The following is an 18,008-nucleotide window of genomic DNA, read 5'->3' as shown; positions in this document are numbered from 1 at the left end:
GATTCAAAATGACGGTTGAAACAAAAATGGCATTGACCGAACAGGACGTCCGCTCTTTTTCCGCAAACATGAATGAAGCCGATTGGATGGCAGAATTCCGCGCAGATGCGTTAGCGAAAGTGGAACAGCTTCCGATGCCAACACCAGATAAAACTAAAATTGATAAATGGAACTTTACTGAGTTCCCTACACATGCAGTTGAAAGCTCCACATATGCTTCACTCGCCGATTTGCCTGCTGAAGCGAAGGAATTGGTCGGCGACGATCAAAAGAACATCTACGTGCAACATAATAATACGCCTGCATTCATCTCACTTTCAGCCGATTTGAAGGCGCAAGGTGTCGTTCTGACTGATATTTTCACTGCTTCACGCGAACATGCCGATCTGTTGAAAAAGTATTATATGACGGATGGCGTTAAAGTGGATGAGCATAGACTGACTGCTTTACACGCAGCACTTATGAATGGCGGCGTTTTTGTCTATGTACCGAAAAATGTCGAAGTCGCAGAACCTCTTCAAGTTCTATTTTTACATGATGATGCACAAGCATCTCTTTTCAATCATGTCATCGTTGTAGCTGACGCGAACAGCACTGTAACATATGTGGAAAACTATTTGTCAACAGTCGAAGAGGCTGCAGGACAAGCGAATATCATTTCGGAAGTATTCGCAGGCGATAATTCTAAAATTGTATATGGAGCAGTGGACGTCCTTGCAAAAGGATTCACGACATATGTCAACCGTCGCGGAGTTACTGGAGCTAACGCGCGCATCGAGTGGGCGCTTGGCTTGATGAACGACAGTGACACAATTTCAGAAAACATTACACATCTCGTCGGAAACGGCTCTTCAAGTGATTTGAAGACTGTCGTTGTCGGCCGAGGCAGCCAAAAACAAAACTTCACTTCCGAAATCGTCCATTGGGGACTCGATACAGACGGATTCATCCTTAAACATGGCGTCATGAAGGAATCTGCTTCTTCAATCTTCAACGGCATTGGCAGAATTGCCAAAGGTGCTACAAGATCGAATGCTGTCCAAGAATCACGGGTTTTGATGTTGAGTGAAAAAGCCCGCGGAGATGCAAACCCGATTCTATTAATTGATGAAGACGATGTAACTGCAGGACACGCTGCTTCTGTAGGCCGTGTAGATCCGCTTCAATTGTTCTACTTGATGAGCCGTGGTATTTCGAAACAGGAAGCAGAACGCCTAGTCATCCATGGTTTCCTTGCACCTGTCGTTAGCAAATTGCCAATCGAAGGTGTCAAGAAGCAATTGACGGAGGTAATCGAAAGGAAAGTGCGCTAAATGCTCAGTAAAGAGATCCGCAACCATTTCCCGATACTTGACCAGGAAATCAACGGGCACCCGCTCGTTTATTTGGACAGCGCCGCGACTTCCCAAAAGCCGCGGCAAGTCATTGAGGCAATCAGTGACTATTATTTGTTCAATAACGCGAACGTCCACCGCGGAGTTCATACATTGGGCAATAGGGCTACGGATCAATATGAAGGTGCGCGTGATAAGGTCCGCAAATTCATCAATGCGAAATCTACGCAGGAAGTGATTTTTACCCGCGGAACAACAACAGCACTTAACATGGTAGCCCAAAGCTATGGACGCGCGAATATCAACGAAGGCGATGAAATCGTCATCACCCATATGGAACACCATTCCAACATTATTCCGTGGCAGCAATTGGCGAAGGAAAAAGGCGCAGTCCTGAAGTACATCGTTTTGGAAGAAGACGGAACACTCTCCCTTGATAAAGTTCGTGAAACAGTCACGGATCGTACAAAAATAGTATCAATGATGTACGTATCTAATGTGCTTGGCACAATGAATCCTATTAAGGAAGTGACAGAGATTGCGCATGCACACGGCGCCGTCATGGTCGTCGATGGTGCACAGGCTGCTCCTCACTTGAAGTTGGATGTCCAAAACTTGGATTGCGATTTTCTCGCTTTTTCAGGCCATAAAATGTGCGGCCCTACGGGGATTGGTGTCCTTTATGGAAAAAAAGATTTATTGAATGAAATGGAGCCGGTTGAATTCGGTGGTGAAATGATCGATTTTGTCGGCCTCTACGATTCTACGTGGAAAGAGCTTCCGTGGAAATTCGAAGGAGGTACGCCGATCATTGCAGGTGCTATCGGATTGGGCGCCGCCATTGATTTCTTGGAAGAAATCGGTTTAGATCAAATCGAACGGCATGAACACGAGTTAGCGGGTTATGCTATGGAGAAAATGTCATCGATGGACGGTCTTTCGATTTATGGACCACAGGATCCAGATAAGCGTGCAGGCATCGTGACATTCAATTTAGATAACGTCCACCCACATGATCTGGCCACGGTACTAGATATGAACGGAATCGCAGTGCGGGCAGGTCATCATTGCGCGCAGCCGCTTATGAAATGGCTCGAATGTTCAGCGACCGCCCGTGCAAGCTTCTATGTATACAACACAAAAGAAGATGTTGACCGTCTCGTAGAAGGACTCCGTATTGCAAAGGAGTATTTCCAATAATGCCTACAAACAATTTAGATCAGCTATATCGTTCAGTCATCATGGATCATTATAAGAATCCACGGAACAAAGGTGTACTGGAAGAAAACAATGTTACAATTGACATGAACAATCCGACGTGCGGCGATGTCATCCATTTGACTTTAAAAGTCGAAGACGGCATTGTGCAAGATGCAAAGTTTGAAGGGGAAGGCTGTTCGATCTCCATGGCTTCCGCATCGATGATGACACAAATTATCAAAAACAAAGACGTGGATACTGCAGTTAAATATGCTCATTTGTTTTCTGATATGATGCTCGGCAAGGAAATCGACGACTCCGTCGACCTTGGCGACATCGAAGCCCTTTCCGGCGTAGCCAAATTCCCTGCGCGCATCAAATGCGCAACATTAGCATGGAAAGCAATGGAAAAAGGGGTAGGAGAAAACGCTGAGCAATAATGAAAGAACGGAGGAATAATGATGGCTAAAAAAATGCCTGAAATTGGCGATTACAAATATGGTTTCGCAGATAAAGACGTATCTGTTTTCCGTTCGGAACGTGGTTTGACACGTGAAATTGTTGAAGAAATCTCCAAAATGAAAGAAGAACCACAATGGATGCTAGACTACCGTCTTAAATCCCTTGAAATCTTCTATAGCAAACCAATGCCTCAATGGGGCGGAGATTTGAACTCCCTTAACTTCGACGAAATCACATATTACGTAAAACCTTCCGAAGCGACAGAGCGTTCATGGGATGAAGTGCCTGAAGAAATCAAACGCACATTCGATAAACTGGGAATTCCAGAAGCTGAGCAAAAATACCTTGCTGGTGTTTCTGCACAATACGAATCCGAAGTTGTTTATCACAACATGAAGGAAGAACTTGAAGACATGGGAATCGTCTTCAAAGACACAGATTCTGCTTTACGTGAAAACGAAGAGCTCTTCAAGAAATATTGGGGAACAGTTATCCCGAATACGGATAACAAGTTCGCTGCATTGAATTCCGCTGTATGGTCCGGTGGTTCATTCATCTACGTACCACCAGGCGTGAAAGTGGAAACGCCACTTCAAGCTTACTTCCGAATCAACTCGGAAAACATGGGACAATTCGAGCGTACGTTAATCGTCGTAGACGAAGGCGCAAGCGTCCACTACGTAGAAGGATGTACAGCACCTGTTTATACAACGAACTCACTTCATAGTGCGGTCGTTGAAATCATCATTAAAAAAGATGCATACTGCCGTTACACAACGATTCAAAACTGGGCAAACAACGTTTACAATCTTGTAACTAAACGTGCAGTTTGTGAAGCGAACGCGACGATGGAATGGATCGACGGCAACATCGGTTCGAAGCTTACGATGAAATACCCTGCATGTATCCTTAAAGGTGAAGGTGCACGTGGTATGACATTGTCTATCGCTTTAGCTGGTAAAGGACAACACCAAGATGCAGGAGCAAAAATGATGCACTTGGCGCCAAACACGTCTTCTACTATCGTTTCCAAATCGATTTCCCAACATGGCGGTAAAGTAACATACCGTGGAATTGTCCACTTCGGCCGCCGTGCAGACGGAGCACGTGCTAACATCGAATGTGACACGCTCATCATGGATAAACTATCAACTTCCGATACGATTCCATACAATGAAATCTTGAACGATAACATTTCACTCGAGCACGAAGCGAAAGTTTCCAAAGTCTCCGAAGAACAGCTCTTCTACTTGATGAGCCGTGGTATCGGTGAACTGGAAGCGACAGAAATGATCGTCATGGGCTTCATCGAGCCATTCACGAAAGAATTGCCGATGGAATACGCAGTAGAAATGAACCGCCTTATCAAGTTTGAAATGGAAGGTTCAATCGGATAATTAACACGTAAGACCGCCTCCTTGCAGGCGGTTTTTTCGTCTTCAATAGAAAGAGAAACCAATTCGCGCTCAAGAATTATGCTCCGCGCTCAAGAATAGCAATATGCGCTCAAGAATTATGTTCCACGCTCAAGAATAGCATTTTGCGCTCAAGAATTATGTTCCACGCTCAAGAATAGCATTTTGCGCTCAAGAAATATGCTCCGCGCTCAAGATATAACATTTTGCGCTCAAGATTTACGATTCGCGCTCAAACATGTGTAAATCCCGCTCAACAACACCCGCCTTGTCCATCCCCGTCCACACGCTCAAGGTGCAAAATGGCGGAATCCCCCCGTAGACATATGATATGATGGGAAATATTCATCTACGAACGGAAAAGAGGGATACTATGATTCAAATTGGATTGACGGGTTGGGGCGACCATCCGGATGTTTACTCGCCGACTTCGAAGAAAAATGAAAGGTTGATTGATTACAGCTCCCATTTTCCAATCGTTGAGCTAGACGCATCTTTTTATGCCATTCAGCCTGAGCGCAATATTCGAAAATGGATTAACGAAACACCTGATGACTTTCAATTTATCGTAAAAGCATATCAAGGAATGACGGGACATCAGCGTGGAAAGCTGCCGTATGATACTCCCGAAGAAATGTTTCAGCAGTTCAAGCTTTCTATTGATCCGATGAGGGCTGCTGGCAAGCTTGCTATGATTCTCGTACAATTTCCTCCTTGGTTTGATTGCAAACGTGAAAATGTAGACCAAATTAGATACATACGCAGTCAACTGGAAGGATACGATGTAGCAATCGAGTTTCGCCACCAATCATGGTACGATTCATCCATGCGGGAAGGTACACTTACATTCCTGAAGGATTTGGATTTCATACACACCGTTTGTGATGAACCGCAATCTGGAGATGGCAGTGTTCCGCTCGTTGCCGAAACAACTCGCAGCGATAAAGTATTCGTCCGTCTGCACGGCAGGAATGTGAATGGCTGGCGAAATACAACAGGAGATAATGAAGCGTGGAGAAAAGTTCGCTATCTTTATAATTATTCTGACAGTGAATTGGCGGAAATTCTTCAAGTTGTCAATAAATTAAAGAAAGAATCGAAAGATGTATTTATCATCTTCAATAATAATTCTGGTGGCCATGCAGCTGAGAACGCCAAACGTTTTCAAAAAATGATGGGTATTGACTTCCAGGCACTTGCACCTAAGCAGCTTGACTTTTTTGAGGAGGAATGAGCATGGCATATTTATTGTTGGCGATTATTGGTGCAATATCCGGCATTATGGGATCGATTGTTGGCCTAGGAGGCGGTACGATACTCGTGCCGCTGACGTTATTAGTTGGAATCGACCTCGGTTGGATTCCGGGTATAACACCGCAAAGCGTAGTTGGAATTTCAGTCATCATGATGATTTTCAATGGTCTTTCATCCACTATTTCGCATATGAAAGGGAAGACAGTCGACTTCCGGACAGGTTGGATATTTTTCGCAGGTTCCATACCCGGCTTAATGATTGGAGCGTTTGTAAATAAAGGGATCGATCTGCCTTCATTTAATCTATACTTCGGCATTTTGCTTATTGTTCTATCTATCCTTTTACTGGCGCGTAAATATTTGAAACCAATCAAGTGGTTTGTCGAGCACGGCAAACAGAGGACATTTATCGATACAAATGGAGATACTCATGTGTATGGGTACCCGATCTGGTTCGCCCTTATTCTGACATTCCTTATCGGATTCACTTCGGGGCTATTCGGCATCGGAGGAGGCACGATGATTGTACCTGCGCTTATCCTATTGTTTTTGTTCCCGCCGCATGTCGCAGTTGGTACATCGATGTTCATCGTCTTCCTGTCAGCAATCGTGAACTCTGCCACCCATATTTCTTTAGGGCATGTGCCTTGGCTTTATGCGCTTCCGGTTATTCCAGGTGCTTATATCGGCGGTATGATCGGGACGAAGCTTAATAAGAAGATGAATTCGGATACATTGGTTCTCGTGTTGCGGCTCATGCTGTTATTATTCGGGGTAAGATCAATCATTGAGGGGATTTGGGGTTGAGTCATGAAACGCCAAGTAGAAACAATCCATTTTTATCATACGAATGATATTCATAGTCACTTTGACAGCTGGCCAAAGATTAACAGATATCTTCTTTCCAAAAGGCAACAGCATGAAATGGGAGGAGAGGCATGCTACATTTTCGACATAGGAGACCATGTCGACCGATCTCACCCATTTACGGAAGGGACGTTCGGTAAAGGGAATGTCGCATTGCTGAACAGTGCTGGATATGACGCGGTAACAATCGGCAACAATGAAGGAATTACGATGTCCAAAAAAGCGTTAAACAGCCTTTATGAGGGAGCGGATTTTGATGTCGTCCTATGCAATTTATCAGAGACAGATGGATCATTCCCGAAATGGCTGGTGCCTTATAAAATATATAGCACGGAGCAAGGCATAACCATTGGAGTCGTTGGCGCAACAGCGATGTATACGGCGTTTTATGAGAAATTAGGATGGCATATCGAAGAGCCAAAAAGATTACTGAAAAAAATCGCCGACCAAATCAGGCATAAAACAGATATCATTGTTTGCCTTTCGCATTTAGGTGTACATGAAGATAGATTTCTCGCGGAACAATGCGATTCCATCGACGTTATTTTAGGTGCGCATACCCATCATTTATTCCCAGAAGGAGAATTGGTGAATCATACATTGCTAGCCGCTACAGGTAAATTTGGCGAATACGTAGGACATATTGCCATCCAATTAGATATGGATACAAGGAAGGTTATCGGGAAAAAAGCGGAAGTTATCCATATGAATGAGTTGGAAAGTCACGAAGAAGATATACAGGAAGCGAATGAATTTATCCAAGCTGGGAATGAAGCGTTGGATGAAAAAGTGTTCTTCAATGCAAGCCCGCTAAAACAACAGCTTTTTGTAGATAGTCCGATGTCATCATTTTTCGGAAGAGCATTAATCGATTATACGGGTGCGGAATGTGCCATGTTCAATGCAGGTATTTTCCTAGGGAGCCTTGAACAGGGATGGGTGACAAAAAGGATGGTACACTCTTTGCTGCCGCATCCGATCAATCCTTGTACAATAACGTTGGACGGTGCAGAGCTGCTGGAAGTTTACAAACTAGCAGGCAATGAATCATGGCCAGAGACGGAAATTAAAGGGCTCGGATTCCGCGGTACGTTCATGGGCAAAATGATTTTTGAAAGGTTATTCAGGAAAAGTGATGGAGAACTGTATGCCGGCAATCGAAAAGTGGTCGTCGGCCAAACCTACACACTTGCAACACTCGATATGTTTACATTCGGCTTCTTCTTCCCTGGATTGAAAGATGCGGTTAAAGAATATCATATGCCTGAATTGATCCGGGATGTCTTCATTTGGTATGGAATGAAAAAGGATAGCCGAAACAGATCCGAGACAAATCAAGCCAACTTTACACAAGAATGAACGGCCCCTTTCCTGCATAATATTAGGCAGGAGGGGTCGTTTTGAGATTTTATGGGCAACCGTCCCGAAATTATAGAAAAAGGAACAGATATCGTCGTTCCAGTCCTAATGGCAAACCTCGTCGAAAGCGCCGTTTGTTGCCACTCATCTTTCCAGCATTCCTCGTAACAATCGCTCTATTTCTATATTTTGTAAACTCAAAACTCACTCCGATTTATCTGCAATATGCGGAAGTTGAAACGGAGAGGATTGCGGCGCATGTTATTACACAGGCGATTAAATCACGATCTACGGACATTTACGATGTGAATGAAATCATCGAAAATGTACCGAATGATTCACCTGGAATGGTGACCAATACATTGAATGCTGAAATCATTAACAAATCGAGGGCAGAGATACATAGCCTTGTGGAGGCTTATCTCAAAATGGCCGAGAGCGGAAATCTAGAAATGCTGCCTCTTAGTGAAAACATCGAATATGATCCTGATGCGATGGAGGCTGACGGTGGTGTCGTCTTCTTCGTTCCGATGGGGCAAGCAACAGGTATCCCGATGATCGGAAATTTTGGTCCGAAAATCCCAATTCGATTTCATGTTATCGGGGAAGCGCAGACGACTGTCGAGACGGGTATTACAGAGTTTGGCATTAACAACGCAATGGTGGAAGTGAATATTTTAGTGACGGTGAATGTCCAAATCATCGTCCCTTTGGCAACGCGTAGAAGTGTTGTGGAGCAGAAAATACCTGTAGCAATCGGATTGATTCAAAGCCCGATTCCTCAAATTTACAATCGGAGCGGCGACAATCCTCCTCAAATAGAAGTTCCATTTCCAATCGTAGGCGGTGGGGAATAAGCGCTTGAAATAACAATGAGTACCTGTTATGCTAGTAGCCTATAGAGGAACACCGATTAGGTAGAGGCTGCAAGGCTTATTAGTAGTGGACGCGAGATTGGCATCAAAGACCGCCCATGAAAGGAAGTTTTGCCGAAGCTTGGAATGGAAGGCCGACCATCCATGCTGGGGTCATTTCGAACAGGAATGGCACTGTCATGTGCTTAATGCATGATGAGCTACAGATCGTACGTTAGATAAAACATCTTAGATTATCTTACAAACGAACCGTAGAATACGCCGACACCTATTACACATTCTAGTGTAAAGGGTGTCGGTTTTTTACGTTTAGCTCGTGGTGGCATACTAGCCGCCATCCACATTTGGTCTGTTCTTCAATAAATCAATTATTGGAGGAATGTTTAAATGATAGGCACTTGGGTTTCAATTTTGCCGCCAATCGTGGCAATTGTTATGGTATTGACGACAAAAAGGGTACTCTTATCCCTTGGAGCGGGAATTGTAACAGCAGCATTATTAGTTGCTAGTTTTTCCCCGTTCGATACATTGCAAAATCTTTGGACTGCGATGACCGTGTCCTTCTGGTCTGAAGGGGAATTGAATACGTATAATATTTTTATAATGGTTTTCATCTTGCTTCTAGGAGTTATAACGGCGTTTGTCAGTTTGTCCGGCGGCAGCAGGGCTTTTGCTGAATGGGCAATCAAGCGAATAAAGACAAGAAGAGGGGCTAAGCTGCTCACAGTTTTCATTGGTATTCTAATTTTTGTGGATGATTATTTCAATTCTTTGGCAGTAGGACAAATTGCAAGGCCGATTACAGACCGACATCGCATTTCACGGGCGAAATTGGCCTATTTTATCGATTCTACATCCGCTCCAATTTGTGTAATTTCGCCGATTTCGAGCTGGGGTGCATTTCTCATCGGCCAATTGGCACTTATTTTTGGTACATCTGCCGCAATTAGCTATTCTCCACTATCTGCGTTTCTCATGATGGCACCGATGAATTTTTACGTTATTGCCACATTGGCAATGGTATTTTTCTTTGCTTGGACAAATATCGATTATTTTGACATGAGAAAACATGAGATGCGTGCTCAAGAGAAAGGGGAGCTTTTTGATCCAGAAAAAGAGATTCCGGGACAATTAAAAGAAGATTTTCCAGTTCATTCTTATGGACGTGTCATTGATTTGATTGCACCGATTATTACACTTGTCGTCGTTACATTAAGCATGATGGTTTGGACAGGTTATCGTATCGGTGGATCATCGAGTATTTGGACGATTTTTGAAAATACAGATGTTCCCTTGTCATTAGTAGTAGGAGGCCTTGCGGGCACAGTTTTGGCATCAATCCTGTACATTTCCCAAATGGGTAAAAACGAGACCGCTACCTATAGCCTTATTGGAAAAGCGTTCATTAGTGGAGTTAAAGCAATGATGCCTGCGATTCTCATCCTGATTTTCGCATGGGGATTAACAGACTTGATCGACGTATTGGAAACAGGTCCATTCTTATCAAGTGTCGTGGAACAGTCTAATGTGCCCGTTCACTTTTTGCCGGTCATTATGTTTGTTCTTGCTGGCCTAATGGCGTTTTCAACAGGAACTTCTTGGGGGTCTTTCGGTATCCTTCTTCCGATTGCCGGTACGATTATGATCAATGCAGAACCGGAATTGCTTCTACCTGCATTGTCCGCCGTATTGGCTGGGGCTGTGTTCGGGGATCATTGTTCACCGATTTCAGATACGACCATTCTTTCATCAACCGGTGCTGGGTCCAACCATATGGATCACGTGTCGACACAGCTTCCGTACGCTTTAATTTCAGCCGGCATTGCCGTGATCGGCTACTTAATTCTAGGCGTTACAGGATCGGTTTGGATTGGTCTTGTCGCGGTTATCATTTTAATCGCTAGTTTGTTCACCATATGGATTTCGAGACGGAATAAAGCTGAAGTGAAAGCAACTTCTGTCTAATACATTGCGAACCGCCACAACCACTAAATAAATAGTGGATGTGGCGGTTTTTTATTGAATCGAAGTATAAACCTTGCCTTTCAATCATAAATTTTCACTACAAGAGCGTTTTCAGAATCTTGTGTCGAAGAAAAAAGTCATATATCAAAATACATATTCTACCTATAAAAAACATTTTGACAATAGTAGTTAAGATAGATATACTAACTTTAAGATTATATAATAATCTGAAAAAATAATATTATAGAACAATAGGAAAGGGGAATTGTAATGGAACAGCGTTCGCAATGGGGGACACGCGCCGGCTTTATTCTAGCGGCTGTTGGATCGGCTGTCGGTTTGGGAAATATCTGGCGTTTTCCATACGTCGCGTACGAAAACGGCGGAGGGGCATTTTTTATACCGTACTTATTTGCACTATTGACCGCCGGTATTCCGATTTTGATTATGGAATTCACGATAGGTCATAAGTATCGTGGTTCAGCGCCTTTATCATTCTTCAGGATGAAAGGGAAAAAGGCAGAGTGGATCGGATGGTGGGGGATATTCGTTTCGTTTGTCATTTCAACGTACTATGCAGTTATTATAGCTTGGGCGATGAAGTACACGATCTATTCCTTCAATATGGCTTGGGGGGATGATACAGGAGGATTCCTATTCGGCAATGTTCTGAACTTGGCGGATAATCCAGGGGAAGTCGGTGGACTCGTTCCAGGAGTGCTAATCCCGCTCATCTTAGTTTGGGCAATCGCTATCACTATTTTATTAGCAGGAGTCAAACGGGGAATTGAAATGGCGAATCGGATTTTCATTCCTACACTCGTCGTTGTGTTTCTTCTTGTCGTCATTCGGGCAATTACTCTCGACGGAGCAGTTCTCGGGCTCGAAGCGTTCTTCAAGCCGGATTTAAGTAAACTGGCGAATCCAACTGTATGGGTAGCGGCTTATGGACATATTTTCTTCAGTCTTTCGATAGCTTTTGCCATTATGATCACATACTCAAGTTACTTGCCTAGAAAATCCGATTTAACAAACAACGCTTTTATTACAGGCTTTGCTAATTCAGGTTTTGAATTACTTGCAGGAATCGGAGTTTTCGCAGCTCTAGGCTTCATGGCAGCACAAGCGGACACATCGGTTGCAGAAGTTGCTTCGGCAGGTGTAGGACTCGCTTTTGTCGTATTCCCGAAAATTATTAATGAAATGCCTGGGATGAACGGTCTATTCGGAGCATTGTTCTTCCTGTCGCTTGTCCTTGCGGGTCTAACATCACTTATCTCGATCTGTGAGACATATATCGCTGGTCTGTCGGAAAAATTCAATATTTCTAGAACGAAATCCGTATTATTTGGTGTTGGACTTGCGGCGATAATTTCATTACTTTTCGCTACGCGGGGAGGTTTGTATTTCCTCGATACGGCAGACTACTTTATTAACCAATTCGGAGTCGCTGCAATCGGTTTGGTCGAAGTCGTTTTAATCGCTTGGGTCTTCAGAAAGCTTCGCGTTTTCGAATCACATGCGAATGAAATCTCGGATATACGAGTCGGTATGTGGTGGAAAATTTGTTTAGGTGCTATCACTCCAATTGTCCTTGGCTATATGATGGTAGGCTTACTACGCACCAATATTATGAAATTGCATGAAACTGACAATGGAAACTACGAAGGATATCCAGATGCGTTCATTATGTCAAGCGGTTGGATGGTTGCATTATTCGCTATAGCTATGGCGATTATCTTTACGATACTCAAATGGAACAAAAAAACAATGGAATCAACAGATTATGATAATCGATAAGGAGGATTCGCTATGAGCGGTGGAGCTATTTTTATGATGATTGTCGGAATCCTCGTTATTTGGGGAGGATTGGCCGGTAGTATATTTTGGGCAATTTCTAAATCGAAAAGTAGAGCCTGAATCTATTTGAAGTGAAACAACTTATAAGGAAAGCGCCTATTCCACGGCGCTTTCTATTCTTTTTTACTACTTTTTTTATTGGCTATCAATAGTTGTTGGATGTCAGAATATATGTTACATTGACAGAAGGTGATAAAAGCAAAACAAGCAAATAGATTGGAGTCGGTTATCGTGTCATGCAGATCAGAGATAGGGAAAAAGACAGAACATGTTCGTAAGCCCGATTGGCTTAAAATTAAATTGAACACGAACGAAAACTATACAGACTTGAAAAAATTGATGCGCGAAAAAAACTTACATACCGTCTGTGAAGAAGCTCGTTGTCCAAATATCCACGAATGCTGGGGCGAACGTCGCACGGCTACATTCATGATTCTTGGCGCAGTTTGTACTCGCGCTTGCCGTTTCTGCGCCGTGAAAACCGGATTACCGAATGAGCTTGACTTAGCTGAGCCTGAGCGCGTTGCAGATTCCGTTTCTCTCATGAACTTGAAACATGTTGTAGTTACAGCAGTGGCGAGAGATGACTTAAAAGACGGAGGATCGGCAGTATTTGCTGAAACAATCCGTGCCATCCGACGCAAAAACCCATTTACAACCGTTGAAGTGTTGCCGTCTGACATGGGAGGGGATTATGATAATCTCGAACGTTTGATGGACGCAAAGCCGGATATTTTAAATCATAATATTGAAACGGTGCGCAGATTGACACCTCGGGTCCGTGCACGCGCGACATATGAGCGTTCATTGGAACTTCTTCTTCGTGCAAAGGAATTGCATCCGGAAATCCCTACGAAGTCCTCGTTGATGCTTGGACTTGGTGAGACAGTGGATGAAATCATTGAAACGATGGACGATTTGCGTGCCCATAAAGTGGACATTATGACAATCGGCCAATATTTGCAACCAACTAAAAAACACTTGAAAGTCCAAAAATATTATACGCCTCAGGAATTTGCAGAGCTTCGTAAAATTGCAATGTCAAAAGGCTTTTCACATTGTGAAGCAGGTCCGTTGGTACGTTCAAGCTACCATGCTGACGAACAGGTTAATGCCGCGGCAAAAGAAAAACAGCGTATTGGGGACGAACTCTTAGAGTCAACAGTACATAGCTAAAATGGCGGTGATAAGTTTGGTAATAATAAATAATTATGAGTATGAAATCATTACGGATTACCGGAATGGTTTTAATGAAGAAGCATTAGTTGCGAGATTCAGCGATGTGCTTTCTAAATATGACTATATTTTAGGCGATTGGGGTTACGGTCAGCTTCGGCTGAAAGGTTTTTACGAGGATCGTAATTCCAAGGCGACATACGAATCGAAAATTAGTACATTGCAGGATTATCTATATGAATACTGCAATTTCGGTTGTGCCTACTTTGTCCTTCAAAAAGTAGGAAGAGTAAAAGTGCAGCCTGTCGAACAAGAATAAAATGGATGAACCGCCTCGTACACGGGTAACTGTGTACAAGGCGGTTCATTCGTGTGTTCAATATGATATGATGAAGAGGAGTTTAGACTACCGGGAGGGAACAATTTTGTACTTTATCGATCGTCAAAAAATCAATGAAACACTCGCGTATATGGAAAGCCTTCTCGCTTTATTTGAAGGGCATCAAAAATGGAATGAAAGTAAAGTTCAAGCTTTAGCGCTTGAAAGGATTGCACATACGATTGTCGAATCAATCATTGATGTCGGCAATTCAATGATTGACGGCTTTATTATGCGTGATCCGGGAAGCTACGACGATATTATCGACATTATGGAAGATGAAAAAGTAATTACAGCTGAAATGGCGGAGCCGTTGAAAAAAGTGATCGGACTCCGGAAAATGATTGTTCGGGAATTTGTCGATGTTGACAATGACGAGATCGAATCGGTTTTGAACGAAGCAAAAGAAGAGATTAAAGCATTTCCAATAAAGGTGAGACATTATTTGGAGAACGAACTAGGTCCTGTATCCGCCTTCAGTCCGCTGGAGCAGTAATGATGGATCACTATAAAGCGGTTTGTTTTGACCTGGATGGGACTGTCTATCGAGGCAATGAAGTGATTCCGGAAGCTTCCGCTTTGATTCAAGAACTTCAGCGGAATGGCATCGAACCTTATTATGTAACGAATAATTCTTCTCTCACGGCAAGACAGTTTCAGATTAAGTTACTTCAAATGGGGATTAGGACAGAGCCGGATCAAATTATGACATCTGCAATTGCATCCGCGAAATATTGCAAAGAACAATTCGAAGGTGCTTCTATTATGATGATCGGTGAAGAAGGGCTTGAACAAGCTCTTCTTTCTGAAGGGTTCCAGCTGACTGAACAAAATCCTGACGTCGTCGTCATCGGAATCGATCGTAGCATTACATATGAAAAGCTCGCTGCCGCCAGTTTGGCGATTCGCGCAGGGGCGCATTTTTTAGCGACAAACGGAGATCGGGCATTCCCGACAGAAAGAGGTCTCGTCCCGGGAAATGGATCATTTGTGAAACTTTTGGAATCGACAACGGACCGCAATGCCATCTATGTCGGAAAACCGGAGCCGCATATGCTGCATTTCATTCAGCAAAAAGGGTATAGAAAAGACGAGATGATCATGATTGGAGACAATTATGAAACAGACATTCAAGCAGGGATCCGCTTTGGAATCGATACGATTCATGTAGAAGGCGGTGTGACAAGCTTGGAGACGGTAAAGAAGCAGACGGAGCTTCCGACATATCTGTACAAAAGCCTCGCGGATTGGAAATAATCAAAAGCGCATGGAGCTGTACGACAAAAAGAACCGTAATAAAAGTTTACGGTTCTTTCGTCTAGCTCTATGCGCCATTCGCTTTTGGATTTAGAATAACGGGTTCTCTTCTATGTACTGATAGATCTGTTCCGTCAATTCATCAGGTGTCTCAGCTTCGACGACTTCACCGTTGACGAGTGCATATAATCCTTCAGCACATTTTGTGCAATAACTGAGACAACCATATTCTAATACATCTATATTCGGATCCTTTTCCAACGCTTCCAATGTTTTCTGTGAACCGTTTGCAAGATTGCTCATACAGAATTCTACGATCGGATTCACGACGATCACCTCACCTACTTGGCATGCTACTCTTATTTTCACCTGCCGTCAAATAGGATGTCTTATTGTGAAACTTCTCACAAACTGGTATAATTGCGATGGGAATATATCGGAAAATTGATTGGCAAAGGAGAAAGCTATGAGAAAACTAGTGTTATTAGGTGCAGGCTACGGGAATATGCGTATTTTGCTTCGTCTACTCAACAAAGAATTGCCCGCCGATCTGGAAATCACATTAATTGACAGGACACCATTCCATAGTCTTAAAACAGAATTCTATGCACTTGCAGCTGGAACAGCGCCGGATTCGGACATCCGGGTCGCGTTACCTGCACATGAAAAGCTAAAGGTCGTTGAAGGGGAAATTGCAGAAATTAAATTGAAAGACAAGGCGATTGCTCTTAAAAATGGCGACGAAATTACGTATGACGAGCTAGTGATCGGACTTGGCTGCGAAGATAATTACCACGACGTACCGGGTGCTGCTGAATATACGAGCAGCATACAGACGATTGGACAGTCGCGTGCAACGTACAAGCTGCTTCAAGGCCTTGGAGGCGGTGCGACGGTCGGAATTGTTGGCGCAGGACTGAGTGGAATTGAACTAGCGAGTGAATTGCGTGAAAGCCGGCCAGACTTGAAAATTAAATTATTCGATCGGGGACCGCGTATCCTAAAAGATTTCCCTGAAAGACTAAGTAATTATGTTAAAGATTGGTTCGACAAACATGATGTAGAAGTCGTCTCCAACTCGAACATTACGAGAGTCGAAGAGAATGTTTTGTATAATCACGAAGACGAAATCCATGTCGATGCCGTTGTATGGACTGCAGGCATCCAGCCGGTAGCCATCGCTCGTGAAATGGATGTGGAAACAAACAGGGGACGCATTGTGCTGAACCAATACCACCAAATTCCAGGATATGAAGATGCTTACGTAGTTGGTGACATCGCAGACCTTCCTCATGCGCCGAGCGCCCAGCTCGCGGAGGAACAGGCAGAACAGATTGTCCGTGTGCTCCGTCTCGTATGGAATAACGAACCTCTGCCAAATGAGATGCCCGAAATCAAGCTCAAAGGTTTCATGGGCTCTTTAGGAAAGAAGCAAGGCTTCGCTTATCTAGCAGACCGCACTGTGACAGGACGGATAGCAAGACTACTGAAATCAGGTGTGCTTTGGATGTATAAGTGGCATAATGGATAATAGTAAAAAACCTTTTCCAATTAATGGAAAAGGTTTTTCGTTCTCAGTTAACTACATTTATTATCAATCATAATATTACGCTGGAATGTATCCGTGCTTTTCCAATTCGTTGAATACCGGTTTCAGCTGAATATAGCCTTCGCCAATGACTTCATTCTCGATGATGACAAGCGGATAGAAATATTCGTCATTCCTCACTTGCTCTGCAATGTCTTTCTTTTTCGGATCTTCGATGTCCGATTCGATATCGATATATTCAATATCAAAAGGTTGGCCCGGATATTTCCTCCCAATTGCTGCTTGCAGCCACTCATATGTATCTTTTGAAGAAGGAGCATTCACACAGCTTGCGCATATAATATCGGCTCCATAAATTTCGATTTTCACTTTGTGTTTCTCCATGAATATGACCCCTTTCAATTCTCTATTGGATTTTTTCCGTAATCCAGTTTATAATAAGTATAATGAAAGGAGAGAAATAATACAATGACAGATACAGCTATGATGGAACCTGTACAAGAAGTTTTAAATAAATTACGCCCTTTCCTCCTGCGTGACGGAGGAGACTGTGAGTTAGTCGATATCGAAGAGGGAGTTGTCAAGCTTCGTCTCTTAGGTGCATGCGGTACATGCCCAAGTTCAACGATCACTTTGAAAGCGGGTATCGAAAGAGCTTTGCTTGAAGAAGTGCCTGGAGTCGTGGAAGTTGAACAAGTATTCTAATTGAAAAAGGGACTGCCCGGAAAGAATTCACGGGCAGTCTTTTTTGTTCATTTTAAAAATGGCGCGTCCAAAGCAAGCGGTTCCGCGTCCAAAACGAGGTGCTTGGCGTCCAAAGCAAACGGTTGCGCGTCCAAAACGAGGTGCTTGGCGTCCAAAGCAAGCGGTTGCGCGTCCAAAACGAGGTGCTTGGCGTCCAAAGCAAGCGGTTCCGCGTCCAAAACGAGGTGCTTGGCGTCCAAAGCAAAGCAATCCGCGTCCAAAGCGAGGTGCTTGCCGTCCAAAGCAAGCGGTTCCGCGTCCAAAACGAGGTGCTTGGCGTCCAAAGCAAACGGTTGCGCGTCCAAAACGAGG

The 18,008-nt window shown here is 43.6% G+C and carries 20 protein-coding genes and 1 riboswitch; of the genes, 17 read left to right on the top strand and 3 right to left on the bottom strand.

What is annotated here, in order from left to right; all coding sequences use genetic code 11:
* Window positions 1-8: 8 nt before the first annotated feature.
* From sufD to ACTHPA_RS10350, 15 genes are all read left to right on the top strand, one after another.
* Window positions 9-1,313 carry a Fe-S cluster assembly protein SufD gene (gene sufD, locus ACTHPA_RS10420; protein ID WP_440500168.1) on the top strand — a complete coding sequence of 435 codons (1,305 nt, stop codon included), beginning with the start codon at window positions 9-11 and terminating at the stop codon, window positions 1,311-1,313.
* A complete protein-coding gene (locus ACTHPA_RS10415; RefSeq protein ID WP_440500167.1) occupies window positions 1,314-2,534 on the top strand; it encodes a cysteine desulfurase in 1,221 nt (406 codons plus the stop codon).
* On the top strand, window positions 2,534-2,974 hold the full coding sequence (gene sufU, locus ACTHPA_RS10410) for a Fe-S cluster assembly sulfur transfer protein SufU (RefSeq protein ID WP_440500166.1): 441 nt from the start codon (window positions 2,534-2,536) through the stop codon (window positions 2,972-2,974). Before ACTHPA_RS10415 ends, sufU begins: the two co-directional genes overlap by 1 nt.
* A gap of 21 nt (window positions 2,975-2,995) precedes the next feature.
* A complete protein-coding gene (gene sufB, locus ACTHPA_RS10405) occupies window positions 2,996-4,393 on the top strand; it encodes a Fe-S cluster assembly protein SufB (protein ID WP_440500165.1) in 1,398 nt (465 codons plus the stop codon).
* A 391-nt stretch (window positions 4,394-4,784) separates the two neighbouring features.
* Entirely contained in the window at window positions 4,785-5,645 is an 861-nt protein-coding gene (locus ACTHPA_RS10400; RefSeq protein ID WP_440500164.1) for a DUF72 domain-containing protein, read from the top strand.
* 2 nt (window positions 5,646-5,647) lie between these two features.
* Window positions 5,648-6,472: a sulfite exporter TauE/SafE family protein gene (locus ACTHPA_RS10395; RefSeq protein ID WP_440500163.1), complete on the top strand. Its 825-nt coding sequence runs from the start codon at window positions 5,648-5,650 to the stop codon at window positions 6,470-6,472.
* A gap of 3 nt (window positions 6,473-6,475) precedes the next feature.
* The gene (locus ACTHPA_RS10390) at window positions 6,476-7,891 is read left to right on the top strand and encodes a bifunctional metallophosphatase/5'-nucleotidase (protein WP_440500162.1); all 1,416 of its coding nucleotides are present in this window, start codon (window positions 6,476-6,478) and stop codon (window positions 7,889-7,891) included.
* Window positions 7,892-7,932: 41 nt separating this feature from the next.
* The gene (gene yunB, locus ACTHPA_RS10385) at window positions 7,933-8,748 is read left to right on the top strand and encodes a sporulation protein YunB (RefSeq protein ID WP_440500161.1); all 816 of its coding nucleotides are present in this window, start codon (window positions 7,933-7,935) and stop codon (window positions 8,746-8,748) included.
* 53 nt (window positions 8,749-8,801) lie between these two features.
* Window positions 8,802-8,977: riboswitch (Lysine riboswitch) on the top strand.
* A 176-nt stretch (window positions 8,978-9,153) separates the two neighbouring features.
* A complete protein-coding gene (locus tag ACTHPA_RS10380; RefSeq protein ID WP_440500160.1) occupies window positions 9,154-10,731 on the top strand; it encodes a Na+/H+ antiporter NhaC family protein in 1,578 nt (525 codons plus the stop codon).
* 270 nt (window positions 10,732-11,001) lie between these two features.
* Window positions 11,002-12,531, top strand: a complete 1,530-nt coding sequence (locus tag ACTHPA_RS10375; protein ID WP_440500159.1) for a sodium-dependent transporter — start codon at window positions 11,002-11,004, stop codon at window positions 12,529-12,531.
* A gap of 12 nt (window positions 12,532-12,543) precedes the next feature.
* Window positions 12,544-12,651 (top strand): methionine/alanine import family NSS transporter small subunit, encoded by a 108-nt coding sequence (locus ACTHPA_RS10370; RefSeq protein WP_440500158.1) that lies wholly within the window; start codon window positions 12,544-12,546, stop codon window positions 12,649-12,651.
* Window positions 12,652-12,840: 189 nt separating this feature from the next.
* Entirely contained in the window at window positions 12,841-13,767 is a 927-nt protein-coding gene (gene lipA / locus ACTHPA_RS10365; RefSeq protein WP_440500384.1) for a lipoyl synthase, read from the top strand.
* Window positions 13,768-13,783: 16 nt separating this feature from the next.
* Window positions 13,784-14,086 (top strand): YutD family protein, encoded by a 303-nt coding sequence (locus ACTHPA_RS10360; protein WP_440500157.1) that lies wholly within the window; start codon window positions 13,784-13,786, stop codon window positions 14,084-14,086.
* A gap of 106 nt (window positions 14,087-14,192) precedes the next feature.
* Window positions 14,193-14,642 carry a DUF86 domain-containing protein gene (locus tag ACTHPA_RS10355; protein WP_440500156.1) on the top strand — a complete coding sequence of 150 codons (450 nt, stop codon included), beginning with the start codon at window positions 14,193-14,195 and terminating at the stop codon, window positions 14,640-14,642.
* A gap of 2 nt (window positions 14,643-14,644) precedes the next feature.
* Window positions 14,645-15,403: a TIGR01457 family HAD-type hydrolase gene (locus ACTHPA_RS10350; RefSeq protein ID WP_440500155.1), complete on the top strand. Its 759-nt coding sequence runs from the start codon at window positions 14,645-14,647 to the stop codon at window positions 15,401-15,403.
* Between the two features lie 90 nt (window positions 15,404-15,493).
* Here the strand turns inward: ACTHPA_RS10350 and ACTHPA_RS10345 are convergent, their stop codons facing one another.
* The gene (locus tag ACTHPA_RS10345) at window positions 15,494-15,730 is read right to left on the bottom strand and encodes a YuzB family protein (RefSeq protein WP_440500154.1); all 237 of its coding nucleotides are present in this window, start codon (window positions 15,728-15,730) and stop codon (window positions 15,494-15,496) included.
* A gap of 139 nt (window positions 15,731-15,869) precedes the next feature.
* Between ACTHPA_RS10345 and ACTHPA_RS10340 the strand changes: the two genes are divergently transcribed.
* Window positions 15,870-16,934 (top strand): NAD(P)/FAD-dependent oxidoreductase, encoded by a 1,065-nt coding sequence (locus tag ACTHPA_RS10340; protein WP_440500153.1) that lies wholly within the window; start codon window positions 15,870-15,872, stop codon window positions 16,932-16,934.
* Window positions 16,935-17,009: 75 nt separating this feature from the next.
* On the opposite strand, the gene ACTHPA_RS10335 is transcribed toward ACTHPA_RS10340, so the two are convergent.
* Window positions 17,010-17,336 (bottom strand): YuzD family protein, encoded by a 327-nt coding sequence (locus tag ACTHPA_RS10335; protein WP_440500152.1) that lies wholly within the window; start codon window positions 17,334-17,336, stop codon window positions 17,010-17,012.
* An 84-nt stretch (window positions 17,337-17,420) separates the two neighbouring features.
* Here ACTHPA_RS10335 and ACTHPA_RS10330 point away from each other — a divergent pair, with 84 nt between their 5' ends.
* Entirely contained in the window at window positions 17,421-17,657 is a 237-nt protein-coding gene (locus ACTHPA_RS10330; protein ID WP_060210554.1) for a NifU family protein, read from the top strand.
* A gap of 47 nt (window positions 17,658-17,704) precedes the next feature.
* On the opposite strand, the gene ACTHPA_RS10325 is transcribed toward ACTHPA_RS10330, so the two are convergent.
* The coding region (locus ACTHPA_RS10325) for a hypothetical protein (protein WP_440500151.1) at window positions 17,705-18,008 on the bottom strand (304 nt) is incomplete at its 5' end.

This window comes from Sporosarcina sp. SAFN-015 (genome assembly GCF_051966875.1).
In the GTDB taxonomy this organism is placed as follows: Bacteria; Bacillota; Bacilli; order Bacillales_A; family Planococcaceae; genus Sporosarcina.
Note: the sequence above shows the minus strand (reverse complement) of the source record. Positions and strands in the feature narration are given on the sequence as shown.

What these genes read in the sequence shown, in the direction of transcription:
- ACTHPA_RS10415 (WP_440500167.1), top strand. Translation starts at nt 1,314, where the DNA reads ATGCTCAGTAAAGAGATCCGCAACCATTTCCCGATACTTGACCAGGAA.
- ACTHPA_RS10335 (WP_440500152.1), bottom strand. Translation starts at nt 17,336, where the DNA reads ATGGAGAAACACAAAGTGAAAATCGAAATTTATGGAGCCGATATTATA.
- ACTHPA_RS10400 (WP_440500164.1), top strand. Translation starts at nt 4,785, where the DNA reads ATGATTCAAATTGGATTGACGGGTTGGGGCGACCATCCGGATGTTTAC.
- sufB (WP_440500165.1), top strand. Translation starts at nt 2,996, where the DNA reads ATGGCTAAAAAAATGCCTGAAATTGGCGATTACAAATATGGTTTCGCA.
- ACTHPA_RS10395 (WP_440500163.1), top strand. Translation starts at nt 5,648, where the DNA reads ATGGCATATTTATTGTTGGCGATTATTGGTGCAATATCCGGCATTATG.
- ACTHPA_RS10370 (WP_440500158.1), top strand. Translation starts at nt 12,544, where the DNA reads ATGAGCGGTGGAGCTATTTTTATGATGATTGTCGGAATCCTCGTTATT.
- sufU (WP_440500166.1), top strand. Translation starts at nt 2,534, where the DNA reads ATGCCTACAAACAATTTAGATCAGCTATATCGTTCAGTCATCATGGAT.
- ACTHPA_RS10330 (WP_060210554.1), top strand. Translation starts at nt 17,421, where the DNA reads ATGACAGATACAGCTATGATGGAACCTGTACAAGAAGTTTTAAATAAA.
- ACTHPA_RS10350 (WP_440500155.1), top strand. Translation starts at nt 14,645, where the DNA reads ATGGATCACTATAAAGCGGTTTGTTTTGACCTGGATGGGACTGTCTAT.
- ACTHPA_RS10380 (WP_440500160.1), top strand. Translation starts at nt 9,154, where the DNA reads ATGATAGGCACTTGGGTTTCAATTTTGCCGCCAATCGTGGCAATTGTT.
- ACTHPA_RS10390 (WP_440500162.1), top strand. Translation starts at nt 6,476, where the DNA reads ATGAAACGCCAAGTAGAAACAATCCATTTTTATCATACGAATGATATT.
- ACTHPA_RS10375 (WP_440500159.1), top strand. Translation starts at nt 11,002, where the DNA reads ATGGAACAGCGTTCGCAATGGGGGACACGCGCCGGCTTTATTCTAGCG.
- ACTHPA_RS10340 (WP_440500153.1), top strand. Translation starts at nt 15,870, where the DNA reads ATGAGAAAACTAGTGTTATTAGGTGCAGGCTACGGGAATATGCGTATT.
- sufD (WP_440500168.1), top strand. Translation starts at nt 9, where the DNA reads ATGACGGTTGAAACAAAAATGGCATTGACCGAACAGGACGTCCGCTCT.